This is a genomic window from Halovivax gelatinilyticus, assembly GCF_024300625.1.
Lineage (GTDB): Archaea > Halobacteriota > Halobacteria > Halobacteriales > Natrialbaceae > Halovivax > Halovivax gelatinilyticus.
Genome location: NZ_CP101322.1, coordinates 2,527,774 through 2,545,311, shown reverse-complemented (window position 1 = coordinate 2,545,311; position 17,538 = coordinate 2,527,774). Strand labels below are relative to the sequence as shown.

The following is a 17,538-nucleotide window of genomic DNA, read 5'->3' as shown; positions in this document are numbered from 1 at the left end:
CCGTCTCACATCTACACAGACCACCCACAGTGAGCAGCAGCGGCGTCCGACTCTGTCGTTCCGAACAACCGTTTTGCCCGATATCTCGACCCTCAACCGCCCTACCCCAGATATTCGCCGTCCACCTGATCCGCTCCGCCGAAATCTTTCGTATTGCGATATAGAGTTTAGTATATAAATAGAGGCGCGACAGATGTCGATCGGGGCGAGCGAACTCACCGTCGATACGAGATTCGGAAAATCGGAAATCGGTCACGATCGCTTAATATTCTGGACGACGAACCGAACGACGTGATCGTCGACGACCGGGTCCTCTCTGAGGACTTCGTCCCCAGCGAAGTGGTCCACCGCCATGACGAGGTGAATCGCCTCTCGGAAGCCGTCGAACCGCTGGTCTCGGGCGGGCGACCGGACCCGGCGTTCTTGTTCGGACCGACGGGCGTCGGAAAGACCTGTATCGCCCGATACACCCTCCATCGACTGGGCGAACAGCTCCCGTCAGTTCGCGTCGCGTACGTCAACTGCTGGCAGGAGTACACCCGGTTTCGCGTTCTCTACAACCTCCTCGAAACGGTCGGGCGAGCGTTCGACGTCCACCGATCGACCGCAAAGGACGAACTGTTCGGTCGGCTGCGCGCCGCCGACGACGCACCGATCGTCGCCATCCTGGACGAAGTCGACCAGTTAGAGGAGACCGAGGTTCTCTACGATCTGAACCAGCTCCCACACGTCTCGCTCGTCCTGATCGCCAACCGCGAGGAGGAACTCTTCGCGCAGTTCGACGACCGCGTCAGATCCCGGTTTCGAGCCGGAACTCGCGTCACCTTCGATCGCTACGGCGGCGACGAACTCGTCGCGATCCTGGACGAGCGCGCCCGCCAGGGGCTCGAACCGGACGTCGTGGGCGAGAGTCAGCTTCGGACGATCGCCGACGCCGCCGCCGGCGACGCGCGCGTCGCCATCGGCATTCTCCGGTCGGCCGCCCAGCGCGCTCACAGTCGCGGCGACGACCGACTCACCGACGACCTCCTCGCCGACGCGATTCCGGACGCCCGAATCGCTATTCGACGTGAGACGATCGAGGGCCTTCCCGACCACCAGCGAACCCTGTACGAGGTGATCGACGAGCGCGGCGAGATCGAACCGAACGAACTCTACGAGACGTACGAAGCGCGCGTCGAGAACCCCAAGACCCGCCGGACGGTTCGTAACTACCTGACCAAGATGGCCCACTACGACCTGATCGCCGCCACGGGCGAGCGCCGCGGACGAACCTATCGGGTCGTCGAACCGCTCGCCGACGCAAAACCGGTCGACGGACGGTAGTACGCCGACCGACACAGCTCAATGATCACGCGGGCCCACGGCTGTGCTAGGATCGAAGACGGTCCCGGCCGATTTTCCGATACGTTCCGATATCGGCTCGTTCGTCCGATAGTTCGATCGCCACCGTCGACCGCGACGCGAACGGGACAGTGGTTTCCGATAGTGACCCAAAATCGGGCGAGTTCGCGTCCGGACCGTGCGGACGACGACGTATTCGATAGCGTTCGCACGCGTCGTCGACGTCGCAGCGTGGAGATCTGAAGTGAGCCGACGATAGCGTCGTCGCGTATCGGAAATGCCGGAAACGGGGCTCTCGCGCTTAACCCCCGCGAGCGCGACCATCGGGTATGCATCACGTCGAGTACGAATCCGGGGTGACGGTGCTTCAGGTGCCCACGCCCCGATCGGCGATCGTACCGGAACTCGTCTGTTCGAGGCTGCTCGATCGGCGCGGACCGGTCTACTGGATCGACGCGAGAAACGCCGCGAGCACCCGCGCGCTGTACGACCGGGCGCCGAGTCCGCGGTCGCTCTCGACGCTTCGCATCGCCCGCGCGTTCACCGCGTACCAGCATCACTCGCTGGTCCGTACGCTCGCCCGTCGGGCGACGGAGCGATCGGCGCTGATCGTCGCGACGAACGTCGTCTCGCTCTATCGCGACGACGACCTCGCGGCGTACGAACGCGAACGACTGTGCGAATCGGCGCTCGTGACGCTCCGAGAACTCGGTACCGCACTCGACGTGCCGGTTCTCGCCACGACGAGCGAGCAGCCGCCGGAGATACTGGAGACGCACGCCGATCACACGATCGAGTGCAGTCGAACGCGCGCGGGCGTCAGGCTCGACGGCGACGGCGTCGAACAGGTCGGCTACTGGGACTGCGCCGGCTGGCAGACGACGATTCCCTACTGGGTCGATCTCTGCGGCGCGGCCGACGGGATCGATCCGGTCGTCGCCGCCCACGATCAGGGGCTGCTCGAACCAGAACTCACCCGCGCGTGGGATCCGACGGACGGCCCGCTCGAACCGGCGATCGCGGAGGGATCCTGATGGGGCGAACGAACCCGACCTATCGCGACGTGATCCGACAGCTCGAATCGGAGTGGTCTCCGATGCGACGGGCGCTCAGGCGGGAGTATCAATCGGACTTCGATCGACTGTTCGACCGGGCGCGCGGCTACGCGGACGCGGCGGGATACGCCAACCCGCCGGTTCCGGAGCGAGCGTTCTACCTGTCGCTGCTACTGGCACACGAGGTCGAGCTCCGTCGACTCCACGAGCGCATCGACGAACTCAAGTCGGGCGAGCGGACGGGAACCGATTGCAATCGCGACGGTCGAGAGGTGGGTGACGAGTGACGCGAGCCGATTCCGATTCGACCGAGTCGGAACCCGATCCGTTCACGTTCGAGTTCCCCGACGGGGCTGTCCGGGCCTGGCGACTGACCGAGACGGGGGCGGTTCCGATCGTCGACGAATCCTACGAGCCGGCGGTGTTCGTCGCCGGTCCCGACCGGGCGTTAGACCGGCTCGCGAACGAACTCGCCGCGGATCCGAAGGTAACGGAGACGGCCGTCGTCGATCGATACACCACATTACACGATACGAAAGGTCGATCGTCGCCAGAACCGGTGCTTCGAGTGGCGATAGAGCGGATCGGCGAGGTTCGAACGCTCGCGAGGGAACTCGCGTATCGAACGTCGCAGGGATCGCACCGATCGTTCGATCGCGACGCGACGGTCGGCGGCGAGCGGTCAGCAGCCGACGGATCGTTCGATACCGGTCGGTCATCCGGTGTCGAAGCAACCGCCGGCTCACCGGATTGGTCGCCGGCACCCGGAACGATCAGACTGTTCGACGTCGACCTCGAACCCGGATTTCGGTACTGCCTGGATCGGGAGGTCGATCCGGCCGCGAGTGCGCCGAACCGAGCGCTTCGACGATTTCACATCGAAATCGACGAGCGAGCGCTGGCAAACCGCGACGTCTCGACGCTCCGGGTCGGAAGCGGGACGGTCGACGATGGAGCGGTCGAGCGGGAAACGATCGAGGGGAAACCGGCGAGCGTCCTCGAAACGCTGTCTTCACGGCTCGAACGAACGGATCCGGACGTGCTCGTACTGAGTCACGCCGACCTGGTTCCGCTCCTTTCCGAGACGGCCGACGCGAACGGACTCGATTCGTTCGAACTGGGTCGGCTGGCGGGGTGGTCCCGCGTCGCCGGGGAAAACACGTACGCGAGTTACGGTCAGATCGGCCACTCGCCGGCGCGCTACCGGGTTCCCGGGCGAGCGATCGTCGACGAGTCGAACAGCTTTCTCTGGCACCAGTCCGGGCTGTCCGGGTTGCTGTATATGGTCCAAGAGAGTGGACGACCACTCCAGGAGGCGGCGTGGGGGAGCATCGGAACGATACTCACGTCGCGCCAGATTCGGCAGGCCCGAGAGTGGGACGTGCTGGCCCCCTGGAACAAGTGGGAGCCCGAGCGGTTCAAAGACGCGCGGACGCTTCACGAAGCCGACCGCGGCGGGTTCACGTTCGCACCCGAGGTCGGCTTTCACGAGACCGTCCACGAGATCGACTTCGCGTCGCTCTATCCGCGGATCATCTGCGAGCACAACGTGAGCCCGGAGACGGTCGATTGTGCGTGCTGTCGCCCGGGCGCCGACGGAACGCCGCGAGACCGGACCCCGGGACTCGACTACCGAATCTGCCGTCGGGAGGGATTCCTGCCCGACGTGCTCGAGGGTCTGCTCGACGACCGAGCCAACCTGAAGCGAGCGCTTCGCGAGGACGACCCCTCCGACGCCGAACGACGTCGGTGGCGCGGCGAATCCGGCGCGATCAAGTGGGTGCTGGTCTCGTGTTTCGGCTACCAGGGGTATCGAAACGCCAAGTTCGGTCGCATCGAGTGCCACGAGGCGATCAACGACTACGCGCGCGACATCGCATTGACCGCAAAGGAGCGACTCGAAGCCGGCGGGTGGCGGATCGTCCACGGTATCGTCGACAGCCTCTGGGTGACGGCGGCCGTCGACGACCCGGAGCCGCTTAAGACGGTGTGTGCGGACGTGTCGGCGAGCGTGGGAATCCCGCTCGAACACGACGGCGCCTACGAGTGGGTCTGTTTCGTCCCGCGCCGGTCGTCGATCGCCGCGAACGCGACGACGGACGAGCGAACGGTTCCCTCGTCCGCCCTCGCCGGCGCGCTCACCCGGTACTTCGGCAAACGCGAGGACGGGACGTACAAGTACCGGGGTATCGAGGTGCGCCAGCGATCGACGCCGACGTACGTCTCCGACTGTCAGCGTGAGTTCATCGAGACGCTCGACGACGCGCGCGACCCCGCTGTCGTCTGCGACCGCCTGCAACGGCACATCGGCGAACTCGAACGCGGGAGCGTCGATCCGGTCGACCTCGTGATTACGAAGCGCGTTTCGAAGTCGCTGGGCGAGTACACACAGGCGACCCATACGGTCGCCGCCCTCGAGCGGTACGACGAACTCGGGGTTTCCCGCAAGCCGGGCCAGTCGGTCGCGTACGTCGTTGTCGACGACGGTGCACGACGGACGCGCGAGCGAGTCAGGCTCGCGCTCGAGGACGGCGGAGTAGCGTACGATTCGGACTACTACGCGACGCTCTTGATTCGGGCGGCCGAGAGCGTCGTCTCGCCGCTCGGGTGGGACCGCGCGCGAATTCGACGGTACCTCGCCGATACGGAGACAACGTCGCTGTCGGCGTTCGGCGGGTGAATCGACTCGCGGCGATCTACTCGCCAGTTTCGTTCGGCCCTACGGTGCAGACTGGAACCGGTGACGTTCTGACGACTTTGTCGGCGACACTGCCGACGATCGCCCGAGCGAAACCGCCACGACCAGTGGTTCCGATGACGATGGCGTCGATCGCGTGGTCGTCGGCGTAGGAGACGATCTCGTCGGCCGGGATGCCTTCGCGCGTGGCGACGATAGCCTCGATTCCCCGTTCGACCGCCTCGTCGTGGAGTGATTCGGCACGGGTTGTCGCCGCGTCGCGGAGCCGCGTTCGGATCGATTCGGAATCGCCGGCGTAACCGACGCCCGTTGCGAGTGCGACGTCGGCGACCGAGAGGATGTGGACGGTTGCGTCGAGGTCCGATGCGAGGTCGAATCCCCGTCGCGCCGCGTGTTCGGCCGGTTCGCTACCATCGGTCGGGACGAGGAGCGTTTCGAAGGTCGTGGTCAGTCGTTTACGGTTGGTTCTGGCGGGTCGTCATCCATCGAGGAAACTCCGTCGAGTCGCCCGGTCTCGTAGCCGGCCCAGTCGAATCGGTGCTGGAAGTATACGGCGACGTGGACGAGCGCGAGCAACACCGGCACCTCGATCAGCGGGCCGACGACGGTCGCGAAGGCGACGCCGGAGCCGACGCCGAAGACCGCGACGGCGACGGCGATCGCGAGTTCGAAGTTGTTCGAGGCGGCGGTGAAGCCGATCGCCGTCGTCGTCGAGTAATCGGCGCCGATGCCGCGCCCCATCGCGAAGCTGACGAGGAACATGACGACGAAGTAGATCGTCAGCGGAACGGCGATCCAGAGGACGTCGGTCGGTCGAGCGAGGATCGCCTCGCCCTGCGTGGCGAACATGACGATCACGGTGAACAACAGTGCGAGCAGGGTCACGGGGCTGATCGCAGGAACGAACGTCTCCTCGTACCACGTCTCGCCCCTGACTCGCACCCCGCCGAGACGGGTGAGGATGCCGCCGGCGAACGGGAGACCGAGGAAGATCGCGATCGCCCAGAATACCTGGGTGACGGTGATGTCGAACTCACCGATACCGGCGACCAGCGCATCCATTCCCAGCAACTCGGGGAGGTAGAGTGCGAAAAAGGCGATGTAGACCCCGTACGTGAGGATCTGGAAGATGCTGTTGAACGCGACGAGGCCGGCGGCGTACTCGCTCGATCCCTCGGCGAGGTCGTTCCAGACGAGGACCATCGCGATACAGCGGGCCATGCCGATGAAGATTAGTCCCAGGAAGTACTCCGGATGAGCCGGAAACGGCGGGGCGAGCCCGCTGAAGAAGACGACCGCGAGGGCGAACATCAGCGTCGGACCGATGAGCCAGTTCTGAATCAGACTCAGACTGAGCACGCGCCAGGCGCTGAACACCCGCGGCAGCTGGCGATAGTTGACCTTCGCCAGCGGCGGATACATCATCATGATGAGACCGATCTCGACGAGATAGTAGTCCTGGATGGGGTCGACGACGGACGGCGCGATGGAGCCGAGACCGACGCCGATCCCCATCGCGAGGAAGATCCAGACGGTGAGGTACTTATCCAGGAAGTCCATCGAACGTGGATCGCCACAGTCCGGACAGCCGCAGTCGGAGCCGTGTTCGTGACCGACTCCGTCGGTCGGATTAGCCATCGCGGTCGGCCTTCAGTTCGTCGAACAGGCGCATCACTCGGCGCTCGACCGTGTCACGGATTTCTCGAACCGCCTCCAGGTCCTCGCCGTGAGGATCGTCGAGGTCCCAGTCTCGAACGTTGACGTCCGCGTCGAGTTCGAGCGTCGAACACCCCATCGTGGCGACGACGTCACACGAGTGTAGTTCCTCGGCGGAGATCTCGCGCGGTGATCGGTCGGCGAGGTCGATAGCCACGTCGTTCATCGCGTCGACGACGACCTGGTGTACCGCGTCGGCGGGGTGCGTTCCACCCGTGAGTATCTCGACGCCGTCGAGGCCACGACGGTCCCGTTCGCGCTCGGCGAACGCGGTCGCCATCTGGCTTCGACCGGCGTTCTGGACGCAGACGAAGCCGAGAGTGACGTCCGCATCCGACCGCTCAAACACCGTCGACACCTCGGGTATCGTCGAGCGCGGCGACGAGTCGCTCGGCGCGCTCGGTCGGACGGTAGTAGCGCCAGGTTCCCTCCTTTCGGCGGGAGACGAGTCCGGCGTCGGTCAGGTCCGAGAGCGCGTGGCTGATCGCGCTGTCGCTGACGTCGACGAGCGGCGAGAGTTCGCAGACGCACAGTTCGCCTTCTGCCGCCACGAGTAGTCGAACGAGGCGGTGGCGGGTCGCGTCGCCGAGCGTCGACAACGCGATGAGGTCCGGCGTCGGGTCGTCCGGCACCCCCTCGTCGAGCGCGCCGAGCGCCGACAGACGATCGTCGACGTCCGCCTCGCAGCACTCGCCGAGTTCGTCTTCGATGAGTCGATGCAGTCGATCAGGGTGGGCCATCGGTAGCTGAATATCTGAACAAGCATTCATATATCCCTTGCGAATCACTCGAGTGGTCCGAGAAACTGGCTGGTTAATCAGTAGATCAGTTCGTCGTCGTTTTCGACCATATTGAGGGTTCGAGCGGCGATGTTGACGGCGTGGTCGCCGACCCGTTCGACGTCGCGGATCGTCAGCAGCATCCGCGAGACGTCTTCGAAGAGTGGAGAGACGTCACCGGTGCCGTCCGTCGCCTCCCCGACGGCGGCCCCGGATGCGAGTACGTCACGGACGACGACCTCGCTGGCCGACTCACATCGGGCGTCGATATCGTCGTCGCGAGTGGCGATTTCGTACGTCGCAGCGGCGTCGTTGGTCGCGTACGCGCTCATCGCATCCTCGACCAGTTCGATCGTCGTCTCGCCGATCTGAACGACCGGGATCTCGGGATAGCGATCGCGGCCTCCCTCGATCGCGTAGCGGCCGACGTTGGTCGCCAGGTCGGCGACGCGTTCGAGGTCGGTGATGATCTTGAACGACGCGGTGATAAAGCGCAGGTCACCGGCGACCGGTTGCTGGAGCGCCAGCAGACCGATACACTCGCCCTCCAGCTCGAGGTAGCGCCGATTGATCTCGTGATCGCCGGTGATGACTCCCTCGGCGAGTTCCTCGTCACGCTGTTCGTACGCTGACAATGCGAGTCGGAACCGTTCGCAGACGAGATCGCTCATCTCGAGAACGCCGGCTTCGAGAGCGTCCAGCTCCGCCTGGTAGGATTTTCGTGCCATGGTTAGCCAAATTTACCGGTGATGTAGTCCTCGACGCGGTCGTCGGCCGGATCCGCGAAGATGGTGCTCGTGTCGTCGAACTCGACGAGTTCGCCGCCGGTGAGGAAAACGGCCGTCTTGTCGGAGATTCGGGCGGCCTGTTGCATGTTGTGAGTGACGATGACGACGGTGTACTCTTCGACCAGGTCGTCGATGAGGTCCTCGATTTTCGAGGCGGCGACTGGGTCGAGCGCGGACGTCGGCTCGTCCATCAGGAGCACCTCGGGGTCGGTCGCGATCGCGCGGGCGATGCAGAGTCGCTGTTGCTGGCCGCCGGAGAGGTCGAGCCCGGACGAGTCGAGCTTGTCGTTCACCTCGTCCCAGAGGGCCGACCCGCGAAGTGCGCGCTCGACGGCGTCGTCGAGGTCGACCGTGTCGGCCTTCCCCTGGACCCGCAACCCGTAGGCGACGTTGTCGTAGATCGACTTCGGGAACGGGTTGGGTTTCTGGAACACCTGTCCGATCTTTCGGCGCAACGCGACGGGATCGACGTCCTCGTCGTAGACGTTCTTGTTGTGGAAGTAGAGTTCCCCCTCGATACGAGCGACGTCGATCTGGTCGTTCATCCGGTTGATCGAGCGAAGGAACGTCGACTTTCCACAGCCCGAGGGACCGATGATTGCGGTCACCTTGTGCTCGGGAATCTCGATGGTGACGTCCGAGAGCGCCCGGTCGTCTCCGTAATAGACGTCGAGGTTTTGGGCCTCGAGAACCGTCTCGTCCGGTTTCGTCTCCCGCTCGGTGTCGGTTGCCTGTACGTCGGTCGTGATCAGTGAATCCGTGTTCTGTTGTGTGGACATGTTATATCTCCGTCTCGTACTTGTGGCGCAGGTAGATCGCAACCCCGTTCATGACGAACATGAACGCGAGCAGGACGACGATGCCGGTCGCCGCGAGGTGAATGAAGTGGGGACTCGGCTCCGCCGCCCAGTTGTAGATCTGGGTCGGCATCGCGCTGAAGCGATCCAACGGCCCGAACGGCATCCGGTTGGTGAACAGCGCCCCGACCATGATCAGCGGCGCCGTCTCGCCGATCGCGCGGGCGAGCGCCAGGATGGTGCCCGTCATTATCCCGGGCAGTGCCGCCGGCAACACGACCTGGCGAATCGTCTGCCACTTCGTGGCGCCCGTCGCGTACGACCCGTTCCTGACGCCGTCGGGGACCGAACGTAGCGCTTCCTGCGTCGAGACGATGATGATCGGCATCACTAGCAGGGCGAGTGCAACCGCGCCCGCCAGCAGAATCGGCCCCATACCGATCCCGTTGACCAGCGCCGCCAGCGCGAGCAGGCCGTAGACGATCGACGGAACGCCGGCGAGGTTCGCCAGGTTCGCCTCGATCAGTCGAGTCGTTCGCGTGTCCGGAGCGTACTCCTCCAGGTAGATCGCCGACCCGACGCCGACGAAAAATGAAAGGATCGCCGTCACGATCATCAGCATAACCGACGCGACGATCGCTCCCCTGAAGCCGGCGAGTTCCTCCCGTCGCGAGCCGTCCCGCGTGAAGAAATCGACGAGACTGATGTCGAACTCGGTCAGGCCAGCGTAGAAGTCAGTTGCGACGTCGAGCAACAGCAGCGCCAGCACGACGACGCCGAACATCGACGCGGCGAAGAGGAGCCAGCGAAAGGCTCGATTCTTCAGGTGTTCTCGGCTGAGGTCGACGTCGGTAAACACTCCACCGCCCGTCTCCGGCGACAATCGATCTTCGGAGTCGGTACTCATCGGTACTCCTCCTGGAACCGTCGCTTGAGTGCGTCGTTGAGTAAGTTCATCGTCAGGGTCATAACGAATAACAACAGCCCGACCGCGAACAGGCTCTGGTACTCGACGGTCCCGACGGCGGTCGTCCCGCGAGCCATCGACACCATGTAGGCGGTCATCGTCATGATCTCGTCGAACGGGTTCGCGGTGATGTTCGCGTTGAACCCGGCCGCCAACGTCACCGCCATCGTCTCGCCGATCGCCCGGGAGACGGCGAGGATGTACGAGGCGAATACGCCGGATATCGAGGCCGGAAGCACGATGCGCGTCGACACGTCGTACTTCGTCGCGCCGAGGGCGTAGGCGCCGTTCCGGAGATCGTCCGGCACCGCGGACATCGCGTCCTCGCTGATCGAGGAGACCATCGGAATCGTCATGATTCCGACCACGAGCATCCCCGAGAGCATGCTGTAGCGACCGAGGTTGATTCCGAATAGCGCGTCCGCGATCGGCGCCAGAACGATCGGATTGATGAACGCGATCGCGAAGTAGCCGTAGACGATCGTCGGGATGCCGGCGAGTACCTCGAGCGTCGGTTTGAGTTTCGATCGGACCCCGGGTGAGGCGTACTCCGAGAGGTAGATCGCGGTCGCCGTCCCGATCGGGATCGAGACGAACGCCGCGCCGACAGTGATCGCGAGCGTCCCGAAGATGACTGGCAGCGCACCGTGAGCCGGAGTCGCGTGATCGGGCGCCCACCGCGTTCCGGTGAAGAACTCGGTGAAAGTCACCGTCCGCTCGACGCTCGCGCCGGTGAGCATCTCGGTGAGTTTGGCGCCGAAGAAGTAACTCGCGGCGTTGTCGATCAGCACGAAAAAGATCGCGAGCGTCGTGATGACCGTGATCGCCGCGAATCCGAAGAGTACGCGTCTGGCCCGACGGTTGGCCGCAATGTCGGACTGTGCGGCAGCGTCGCGGGTGATCCCCGGTCCAGGCGTGGTTTCAGTGCTCATCGTGTGTGTCCGTCGTCAGTCACGATCCACGGTGAGGTCGTCCGGCGACGATCCGACCTGATCGAGCCAGGAGTCGATCTTGTCGTGGTTCTCCTCGGTGACTTCGTCCGGAGCCGCGTAGAAGCCCTCGTCCCTGGCGAACCCCTGGGCGTTGTTCGCGTAGAACCGGGCGAACGAACCGATGAGATCCGGTTCCTCCTCCAGGCTCGCCATATTGAAGTACGCGAACAACGGGCGGGCGAGGGGCGAGTACAACCCCTCCTCGATGTTCGCCTCGGTCGGGAGATAGAAGTCTCCGTCGACGTCGCTTTCGACGGGGACGGCTTCGATCGGCTGGTCGTCCTCGATGGCCCGGAGGTACCCGAGGCCACCCCAGCCGAAGCCGTGCAGATTGTCGGCGACCGCGCCCATGATCTCGTTGGTCTGGCTGGTCGCGGAATAGTCGTCGCGGACGTTGCCGATCTCGCCGTTGATCTCGCGCGTGAAGTAATCGAACGTCCCGGACGCGCTGTCGCGGGCGTGGAGCTGGATTTCCTCGTCGGGCCACTCCGAGCGAACGTCGCTCCACGTTTCGACGTCGGACTGGAACTCCCAGATCTGTCGGAGCTCGTCGAGGGTGATGGTGTCGACCCAATCGTTCTCCGAATTCTTGACGACCGACAGTCCGTCGAGGCCGACTTCGAGGAAGTCGTAGTCGACGTCGTTCTCCCCACAGAGATCGACCTCGTCGTCGGTGATCTCTCGACTCGCACTCTGGACGGCCGAATTCGCCCGGCAAAACTCCTGAAAGCCGGCGCCCGTCCCTTCCGGAGCGACATCGACGAGTACGTCCGGGAACTCGTTCGAGAACTGCTCGCCCGCCCAGTCGGTGATCGGTGCGACGGTATTCGATCCCGAGGCATCGATCGTTCCGGATAGCTCACCACTACCGCCACCGAGGACACCGCCACACCCGGCGAGGCCGATGGCCCCGACGGCGCCTGCACCCGCAGCAAATTCCCGTCTCGATACTCCGCCACCGTCTCGCCCGAATCTGTCGTCGGACATCGAATACGAGTCCGACTGAAGAGGATAAATAGACTTATAATTTATATATAGTTTGGCCCAGATCACTATAGATCCCTACATAGAACGCAGTAGATCGACCAGAACGCGTGAACGTGCGAGCGAAAACGGACGGGACACCGTTGGACCGACGGGTGTCGATGCCGCTAGCGTAGAGGCAGATTAAACGGCCTCATCGCGCGTCTCCGGAGAAAACGCGCGGCTCGCTCGCCGTCCGTCGGACGAGACGACGACCATCGAGAGGCCGGTCAGGAGCAAACTCACCCCGACCAGCACTCCGATGGCCCACGCCGAATCGGCGGGAAAGCCGGCGAGGAGTAACCCGGCCAGCACGGCCGACAGGAAGCCGCTCAGGGCGACCGACCACCGGCCGGACCGCGACTCCAGTCGGCTGCTGAGCCAGAGTTCCGCGACGCCGTCGGCAAGCAGGTACGCGGCCGCCAGCAGCGTCAGGCTCGCCAGTCCGAGGACGGGATTCGCGACGATGACGAGACCGGCGACGACGCTGACGACTCCAACCACGAGTTGCCAGAGTTGACCTCGCCAGCCCCGGACAGTCAGCGCGTGGCCGCCGTGAACGATCCCGCTCAGGATCAACAACAGACCGATCCCGTAGGTGATAGAGAGCCCAGTGGCGAACGGAAACGAGATCGCGAGGATTCCGAGCAGTCCCACGACGATCCCCGCGAGTGCGAGCGTCCGCCAGTTCGACTCGAGCTGTGCCTCGTACGAGGCTGGTTGCGTTGTCGAAGCCATGAAAGTCACCGAATGAACGAACGCTGCGTGAGTAGATATAACCCATTAACGATATGACAGTACCTCCCAGAACCGGACCGGTCTCGATCCGGGCGGGTTCGAGTGACGAATTCGATACCTCGACGAGCGCAACCGATCGCCGGCGACGCTATCGCTCTTCGACGTGGCGAACCGTCACCGCCTCGCCACGCGTGCTTTCTGTCATCTCCCGGCCGAACATCTCCGCACGACCGACCGCGAACGCCTTCGGCCCCTCGACGACGACCTCGTCGCCGACGCGAATCTCGTCGTCGGCGTCGACGACGCCCGGTGCGAGGACGCTCCCGTGCGGGACGAAGCCGTCGATCTCGACGCGCTTGGTCGGGGCGTCGCTGTCGACCCACAGCCGGGCACCTTCCAGGGTGAACGAGAGGGTCCCGTACTTCGGAACCATCGTCGCGAGTTGTGTGCCCTCACCGTCTCTGACCTGGATCTTGGGGTACCGACTCGTCGTCTGCACGTCGACGGCGTCGAAGAGGTCGTCGCCGGCGCCGTCGCCGAGGACGTAGTCGGCGATCGCCCGAATCGTGTTGTGCTCTCGCTCGCGTTTGGAATACTTGAGTTCGCCCGAAAGCGCGGTCGAGAGGTTCGAAAGCGACTCCTCGTCGGTGGGGTGACCGCCCTCGGGGACGGTGTAGGTGAGTCGATCCGAGAGGTCGAGGTCGGCCTCGACGCGCTCGACGATCTCACGATAGCCGTCGTCGGGAACGTGAGCGACTATCTTCCGGTACTCGTTTCGCTCCAGGTACCGTCTCAGAACCCGGGCGACGAAGTCGATCTCGTCGGCCGACCAGCGGCCGGTGACGACGGTGTCGTAGTGCTGGGCGGGGTAGGTCGTCTCGAGTTCCTGCGGGACGACGCCGATCGGGCTCGTCATCGAGACGAGGTGGGCGCGCCACTGGATCGCGTCGTGGAACTGGCGGTGGCTCTGGGATTCGCTGTAGGGTTTGCGAGCAGAACAGGGGACGAGCACCAGCGGGTTTCGAAAGCGATTCCGGTACCGACTGGTCACCCGGTCGGCGTAGCGCTGGATCTCGACCCGGCGGAGGGTGTCCTCCGTCGCCGCCGTGATCTCGGCCTCGCGGAGGATCGGCGTTCGCTCCTCCAGGTAGGCCCACTGGTCGTCGAGTTCGCGCATCGCCGCGGTGAGCCACTGGTCGTGTCTGACCTGCCCTTCGAGATAATCGCGCAGACGCCCGTCGCGAATCCGCTGGCGCACCGTCGCGAGTTCGGCGGCCAGCGCGTTCCGGTTGTGCTCTGCGCAATCGGCGAGCGTGAACGACTCGCGGGGTCCCTGACAGACGGGACAGGAACACGGCAGCTCGTCCAGATCGTCGAGATAGTGCGATCCGTCGGTCGTCAGGTAGTTCCCGCGCGTTCCCTCGGCGGTCGCGAAGGCGGCGTCGACCGCATCGACGCCCGCGTAGGCGAGAAGCGAGACGTTTCGCGGCGTCGCGATCCCGGAGAGAACGAGCGCCGTGTCGGCCGGAACGGCCTCGCGGACGGCGACGATCGCCTCGGTAAACGCCGCACCGTGGCCCCTGATCGACTGGGCGTCGGAGACGACGTAGGCGTCAGTGCCGTGATCGGCGGGCGATTCGCTCGAGACGACGGCCGCCGCAGGGAAGTCGACGTCGGGATACTCGGGCGCGAACGAATCGCGAACTTCGGGGGCCGTTCCGCCGGGAAACGCCCGGTGGGGGAGTACGGTGAGCGTCGACGGATCACCGGTCGGTTGTTCGCGATCGCCGACCCACGTCGAACCGGCGTCGTCGAGGAGGTCGTCCACGAGCGCCGGCGTCGGGTGCGACTCGCGAAGGCGCAGTTCGCCCAGCCGCGCCGCGCCGTCGCGCGCGTGAATTTCGAAGAACTCGGTCATACGGTATCTGAGACCAGCACGCGAAAGAGCGTATCGAAACTCGATCGGCCGGAGTTACTCGGCCGTGCGGTCACTCGAGGTCGACGGTGACCCGTCCGTCGAAGCCGAGAATAACCGACTGGGCGACGTTGCCGAAGATCGCCTTCCCCGTCGGGGAGCGCTTCTGGCCGACGATGAAGATGTGATCGACGTCGGCCTGGTCTGCGACCGCCAGAATCTCTTCGGCGAGCGAGCGATCCTCGACGACGCGCGGTTCGATCTCGTAGTCGACGTCGAGATCGGCGATCGTCTCGTTCGCCAGCGCCTGGGCTTTCTGGGTGAGGTTGTTCCGGAACGTGTCGATACCGTAGCTCGCCCCCTCGATCCGTTCGAACCCCTGGAGCGCGTCGCGGTCGTCTTCGTACTCGCTCTGTCGAAGTGTTGACAGCAATACCAGTTCGGCGCCGGAACCGACGGCGAACTCCCCGGCCGTCTCGAGCAGCGCCCGGTGGCGGTCAGTGTCGCCGACGACGATCAGTCCTCGATCCATGGCCGCTCCAACTCAGCGGACCGCCAAAAATTGCGGGGGTATTCGCCACGGTCTGGCGGACGTTCGCGGCCTGAACGTGACTCGATCACTCGTGTTGGTGTAAAGGGAAGTCAGCCCCAGCACGCGGCATCGACACGTGCGAAGACGGTCAACGTCGACGAGCGTTAAGTTCGCTCGACGAACGTCGCGGTCGCCGAGGTCCGCCCGCGGTTGAACGAGAGGATCGAGACGCGAATCGTCTCCGTCGGTGAGATGGTCCGCGGAACGTCTCTGACGAAGACGACGAATCCCTCGATTTTGGCGACGGCGTGTCGTTCGCCGGAGTGGTGGTGTGAAAACTCCTGGATCGCCACCGTGTACGTCTCGCCGACGGAGACCGGCGGCTCGCGGTCCTGGGCGTCGGCGTGGCGGTTCCACGAGCGACGACGCTCGCGACGGACGCGCCACCAGCGCCGGAACCGCACGAAGAGCCAACCGACGAGGATGACCGCCACGACCGCACCGGCGACCACCGCCGCGAGCTCGACGCTCGACAGCGTCTCCGGATCCAGCGTCCGGACGGCGTCCCACAGATCGACGGCCTGTTCGCGCATCGTTCCGAGAGAGGCGAGTCCTCCCTATTCGGTGTTTCTATCCGACTCGAACGAGAACGACGCCCGTCGACGCCGACTCGTAGAGAAGTGACCGAGGCAAGCGCGCAACCCGGAAGTCAGTCGGCACCCGACTGATCGACGAGTTCGACCCGATCGGAAAGCGATTCGAGGACGTCACGCGGCCACCCCTCGTGACCGAGGCCGACCGACGTCTCCGGATTCTCCTCGACCAGACGTTTCACGCCGCGTGCGGCGGCTTCGATCGCCGATCGATCGGTCCGGTCGGGCACCTCAGCGTTTACGGGGTAGCTCTTCGACAGCGCGCGCGGAAACGGTCCGAACGGCGGGACGACGCGCCAGGTTTCGTCGTACGGTTCGAGCGGATCGTCACCGGACTGGGAGAGAAAGAGCCGGTCCGGAACCGAGAGTCGGTCGAGGCGGTCGTGGTGGCGTCGGACCTCCGGTCTGTGGGCGCTCTCGTGGGAGGTGTAGAAGAAGGTCCCCTTCGAGGCCGGATCGGTGCGCTCTAGCTGGTCTGCGTGATCGAGCAGCGCCCGATAGCCGTCGAGCATCGCCGGGTGGGCCCGTGCGCGCTCGTCGACCAGTTCGAGGAGGTTGCCTGCCCGGATCGCGGCCTTGATCCGCCTGATCTCCGCGAAACTCACGTGGAGGTTGTGGGCGGCCAACGCCGTTTCCCGGCGATCGTCGGGGAGGGAGGCGAGCCCATCCGCCCCGTGTTCGAGACAGACCGGACACGAACACGGCAGGTGCTCTAGGTCGTCTACGTGTCGGGTTCCGCGAACCGTGAGATACCGGTCGTCGCGTGCGTAGAGCGCGTAGGCGGCCGAGTCGAAGAGGTCACAGCCCATCGCGACGGCGAGGGCGAACATCATCGGATGGCCGGCGCCAAAGAGGTGGACCGGCGCGTCGGTGCCGAGTCCGCGCTTGGCGGCGGCGACGACGTCGACCACGTCGGCGTAACGGTACTCGTTCAAGAGCGGAACGACCGCGCCGATCGGGAAGACGTCGAGAGTGGTGGCGGCCGCGTGCGCCCCGGCGGCCTCCCGGAGATCGGGGTACGTCGACCCCTGGACCGGTGCGGTGACGAGCATGTCGCCGGTCTCGATCGACGCGGCGAGTTCGAGTCGCTCACGGGTCGTCTCCAGTTCGGATTCGGCCCGGTCTCTGGGGACGTCCGGGGGCGTCGGGATGTCGACCGGCGTCGCGATGTCGGAGCCGATCGACGCCTGGAAGTCGATGATTTCCTCCGTGGTAACGTCGATTTCACCGTACTCGGCCAGCTGGAACGAGCCCGAATCGGTCATGATTACCCCTGGAAAGTCGAGGACGTCGTGGAGTCCGTCTTCGAGCGCCCGCTCTCGAAAGTCCTCAGAGCCGTGAAAGATGTACGCGTTCGTTATGAGCGCCTCGGCACCGAATTCGTCGGCGAGTCGCCGCGGTAAGAGGGTGTCGAGGTGTGGGTTAATTACGGGTAAGAGCACCGGCGTCTCGATCGTCGTCCCGGCCCGCGGAACCGAGAGTTCACCGATACGGCCCCCGGCGTCGACGGTTCGGACCTCGAAACACTCGCGCATGAGTGT

18 protein-coding genes are annotated in these 17,538 nt (G+C 64.7%); 4 read left to right on the top strand and 14 right to left on the bottom strand.

The window, feature by feature from the left end; all coding sequences use genetic code 11:
• The first annotated feature begins 291 nt into the window (after positions 1–291).
• The 4 genes from NKH31_RS12050 (at position 292) to NKH31_RS12035 (ending at position 5,079) form a co-directional block, all read left to right on the top strand.
• A complete protein-coding gene (locus NKH31_RS12050; RefSeq protein ID WP_254862040.1) occupies positions 292–1,326 on the top strand; it encodes a Cdc6/Cdc18 family protein in 1,035 nt (344 codons plus the stop codon).
• Positions 1,327–1,673: 347 nt separating this feature from the next.
• Positions 1,674–2,378 carry a hypothetical protein gene (locus NKH31_RS12045; protein WP_254862039.1) on the top strand — a complete coding sequence of 235 codons (705 nt, stop codon included), beginning with the start codon at positions 1,674–1,676 and terminating at the stop codon, positions 2,376–2,378.
• The gene (locus tag NKH31_RS12040) at positions 2,378–2,686 is read left to right on the top strand and encodes a DUF8156 family protein (protein ID WP_254862038.1); all 309 of its coding nucleotides are present in this window, start codon (positions 2,378–2,380) and stop codon (positions 2,684–2,686) included. Before NKH31_RS12045 ends, NKH31_RS12040 begins: the two co-directional genes overlap by 1 nt.
• The gene (locus tag NKH31_RS12035) at positions 2,683–5,079 is read left to right on the top strand and encodes a type B DNA-directed DNA polymerase (protein ID WP_254862037.1); all 2,397 of its coding nucleotides are present in this window, start codon (positions 2,683–2,685) and stop codon (positions 5,077–5,079) included. The genes NKH31_RS12040 and NKH31_RS12035 overlap by 4 nt, the downstream gene beginning before the upstream one ends.
• A 16-nt stretch (positions 5,080–5,095) precedes the next feature.
• Here NKH31_RS12035 and NKH31_RS12030 read toward each other — a convergent pair whose 3' ends face one another.
• From NKH31_RS12030 to tgtA, 14 genes are all read right to left on the bottom strand, one after another.
• Complete coding sequence (locus NKH31_RS12030) at positions 5,096–5,548, bottom strand: universal stress protein (RefSeq protein ID WP_254864808.1); 453 nt, start codon at positions 5,546–5,548, stop codon at positions 5,096–5,098.
• The gene (gene arsB, locus NKH31_RS12025) at positions 5,545–6,735 is read right to left on the bottom strand and encodes an ACR3 family arsenite efflux transporter (RefSeq protein WP_305038415.1); all 1,191 of its coding nucleotides are present in this window, start codon (positions 6,733–6,735) and stop codon (positions 5,545–5,547) included. Before arsB ends, NKH31_RS12030 begins: the two co-directional genes overlap by 4 nt.
• Positions 6,728–7,171, bottom strand: coding sequence for an arsenate-mycothiol transferase ArsC (locus NKH31_RS12020; protein ID WP_425492263.1), 444 nt, complete (start codon positions 7,169–7,171; stop codon positions 6,728–6,730). The genes arsB and NKH31_RS12020 overlap by 8 nt, the downstream gene beginning before the upstream one ends.
• Complete coding sequence (locus NKH31_RS12015; protein WP_254862036.1) at positions 7,155–7,553, bottom strand: ArsR/SmtB family transcription factor; 399 nt, start codon at positions 7,551–7,553, stop codon at positions 7,155–7,157. The genes NKH31_RS12020 and NKH31_RS12015 overlap by 17 nt, the downstream gene beginning before the upstream one ends.
• A 77-nt stretch (positions 7,554–7,630) precedes the next feature.
• Entirely contained in the window at positions 7,631–8,320 is a 690-nt protein-coding gene (gene phoU, locus NKH31_RS12010; RefSeq protein WP_254862035.1) for a phosphate signaling complex protein PhoU, read from the bottom strand.
• Between the two features lie 2 nt (positions 8,321–8,322).
• Positions 8,323–9,159, bottom strand: coding sequence for a phosphate ABC transporter ATP-binding protein PstB (gene pstB / locus NKH31_RS12005; protein ID WP_305038414.1), 837 nt, complete (start codon positions 9,157–9,159; stop codon positions 8,323–8,325).
• A gap of 1 nt (position 9,160) precedes the next feature.
• Complete coding sequence (gene pstA / locus NKH31_RS12000; protein WP_254862034.1) at positions 9,161–10,084, bottom strand: phosphate ABC transporter permease PstA; 924 nt, start codon at positions 10,082–10,084, stop codon at positions 9,161–9,163.
• On the bottom strand, positions 10,081–11,076 hold the full coding sequence (pstC, locus tag NKH31_RS11995) for a phosphate ABC transporter permease subunit PstC (RefSeq protein ID WP_254862033.1): 996 nt from the start codon (positions 11,074–11,076) through the stop codon (positions 10,081–10,083). Before pstC ends, pstA begins: the two co-directional genes overlap by 4 nt.
• A 15-nt stretch (positions 11,077–11,091) precedes the next feature.
• A complete protein-coding gene (locus NKH31_RS11990) occupies positions 11,092–12,123 on the bottom strand; it encodes a PstS family phosphate ABC transporter substrate-binding protein (protein WP_254862032.1) in 1,032 nt (343 codons plus the stop codon).
• Positions 12,124–12,303: 180 nt separating this feature from the next.
• Positions 12,304–12,897 carry an HdeD family acid-resistance protein gene (locus tag NKH31_RS11985; protein WP_254862031.1) on the bottom strand — a complete coding sequence of 198 codons (594 nt, stop codon included), beginning with the start codon at positions 12,895–12,897 and terminating at the stop codon, positions 12,304–12,306.
• 148 nt (positions 12,898–13,045) lie between these two features.
• Positions 13,046–14,815: an archaeosine synthase subunit alpha gene (gene arcS / locus NKH31_RS11980; RefSeq protein ID WP_254862030.1), complete on the bottom strand. Its 1,770-nt coding sequence runs from the start codon at positions 14,813–14,815 to the stop codon at positions 13,046–13,048.
• A gap of 70 nt (positions 14,816–14,885) precedes the next feature.
• On the bottom strand, positions 14,886–15,344 hold the full coding sequence (locus NKH31_RS11975) for a universal stress protein (RefSeq protein ID WP_254862029.1): 459 nt from the start codon (positions 15,342–15,344) through the stop codon (positions 14,886–14,888).
• A gap of 164 nt (positions 15,345–15,508) precedes the next feature.
• Positions 15,509–15,937 (bottom strand): TRAM domain-containing protein, encoded by a 429-nt coding sequence (locus NKH31_RS11970; RefSeq protein ID WP_254862028.1) that lies wholly within the window; start codon positions 15,935–15,937, stop codon positions 15,509–15,511.
• Between the two features lie 116 nt (positions 15,938–16,053).
• The gene (gene tgtA / locus NKH31_RS11965) at positions 16,054–17,532 is read right to left on the bottom strand and encodes a tRNA guanosine(15) transglycosylase TgtA (RefSeq protein WP_254862027.1); all 1,479 of its coding nucleotides are present in this window, start codon (positions 17,530–17,532) and stop codon (positions 16,054–16,056) included.
• Positions 17,533–17,538 lie beyond the last annotated feature (6 nt).

Bases quoted from the DNA above. Each gene is read 5' to 3' on its own strand.
- NKH31_RS12040 (WP_254862038.1), top strand. From the start codon at position 2,378: ATGGGGCGAACGAACCCGACCTATCGCGACGTGATCCGACAGCTCGAA.
- arcS (WP_254862030.1), bottom strand. From the start codon at position 14,815: ATGACCGAGTTCTTCGAAATTCACGCGCGCGACGGCGCGGCGCGGCTG.
- NKH31_RS11970 (WP_254862028.1), bottom strand. From the start codon at position 15,937: ATGCGCGAACAGGCCGTCGATCTGTGGGACGCCGTCCGGACGCTGGAT.
- NKH31_RS12015 (WP_254862036.1), bottom strand. From the start codon at position 7,553: ATGGCCCACCCTGATCGACTGCATCGACTCATCGAAGACGAACTCGGC.
- NKH31_RS11975 (WP_254862029.1), bottom strand. From the start codon at position 15,344: ATGGATCGAGGACTGATCGTCGTCGGCGACACTGACCGCCACCGGGCG.
- NKH31_RS11990 (WP_254862032.1), bottom strand. From the start codon at position 12,123: ATGTCCGACGACAGATTCGGGCGAGACGGTGGCGGAGTATCGAGACGG.
- pstC (WP_254862033.1), bottom strand. From the start codon at position 11,076: ATGAGCACTGAAACCACGCCTGGACCGGGGATCACCCGCGACGCTGCC.
- pstA (WP_254862034.1), bottom strand. From the start codon at position 10,084: ATGAGTACCGACTCCGAAGATCGATTGTCGCCGGAGACGGGCGGTGGA.
- arsB (WP_305038415.1), bottom strand. From the start codon at position 6,735: ATGGCTAATCCGACCGACGGAGTCGGTCACGAACACGGCTCCGACTGC.
- tgtA (WP_254862027.1), bottom strand. From the start codon at position 17,532: ATGCGCGAGTGTTTCGAGGTCCGAACCGTCGACGCCGGGGGCCGTATC.
- NKH31_RS11985 (WP_254862031.1), bottom strand. From the start codon at position 12,897: ATGGCTTCGACAACGCAACCAGCCTCGTACGAGGCACAGCTCGAGTCG.
- pstB (WP_305038414.1), bottom strand. From the start codon at position 9,159: ATGTCCACACAACAGAACACGGATTCACTGATCACGACCGACGTACAG.
- phoU (WP_254862035.1), bottom strand. From the start codon at position 8,320: ATGGCACGAAAATCCTACCAGGCGGAGCTGGACGCTCTCGAAGCCGGC.
- NKH31_RS12045 (WP_254862039.1), top strand. From the start codon at position 1,674: ATGCATCACGTCGAGTACGAATCCGGGGTGACGGTGCTTCAGGTGCCC.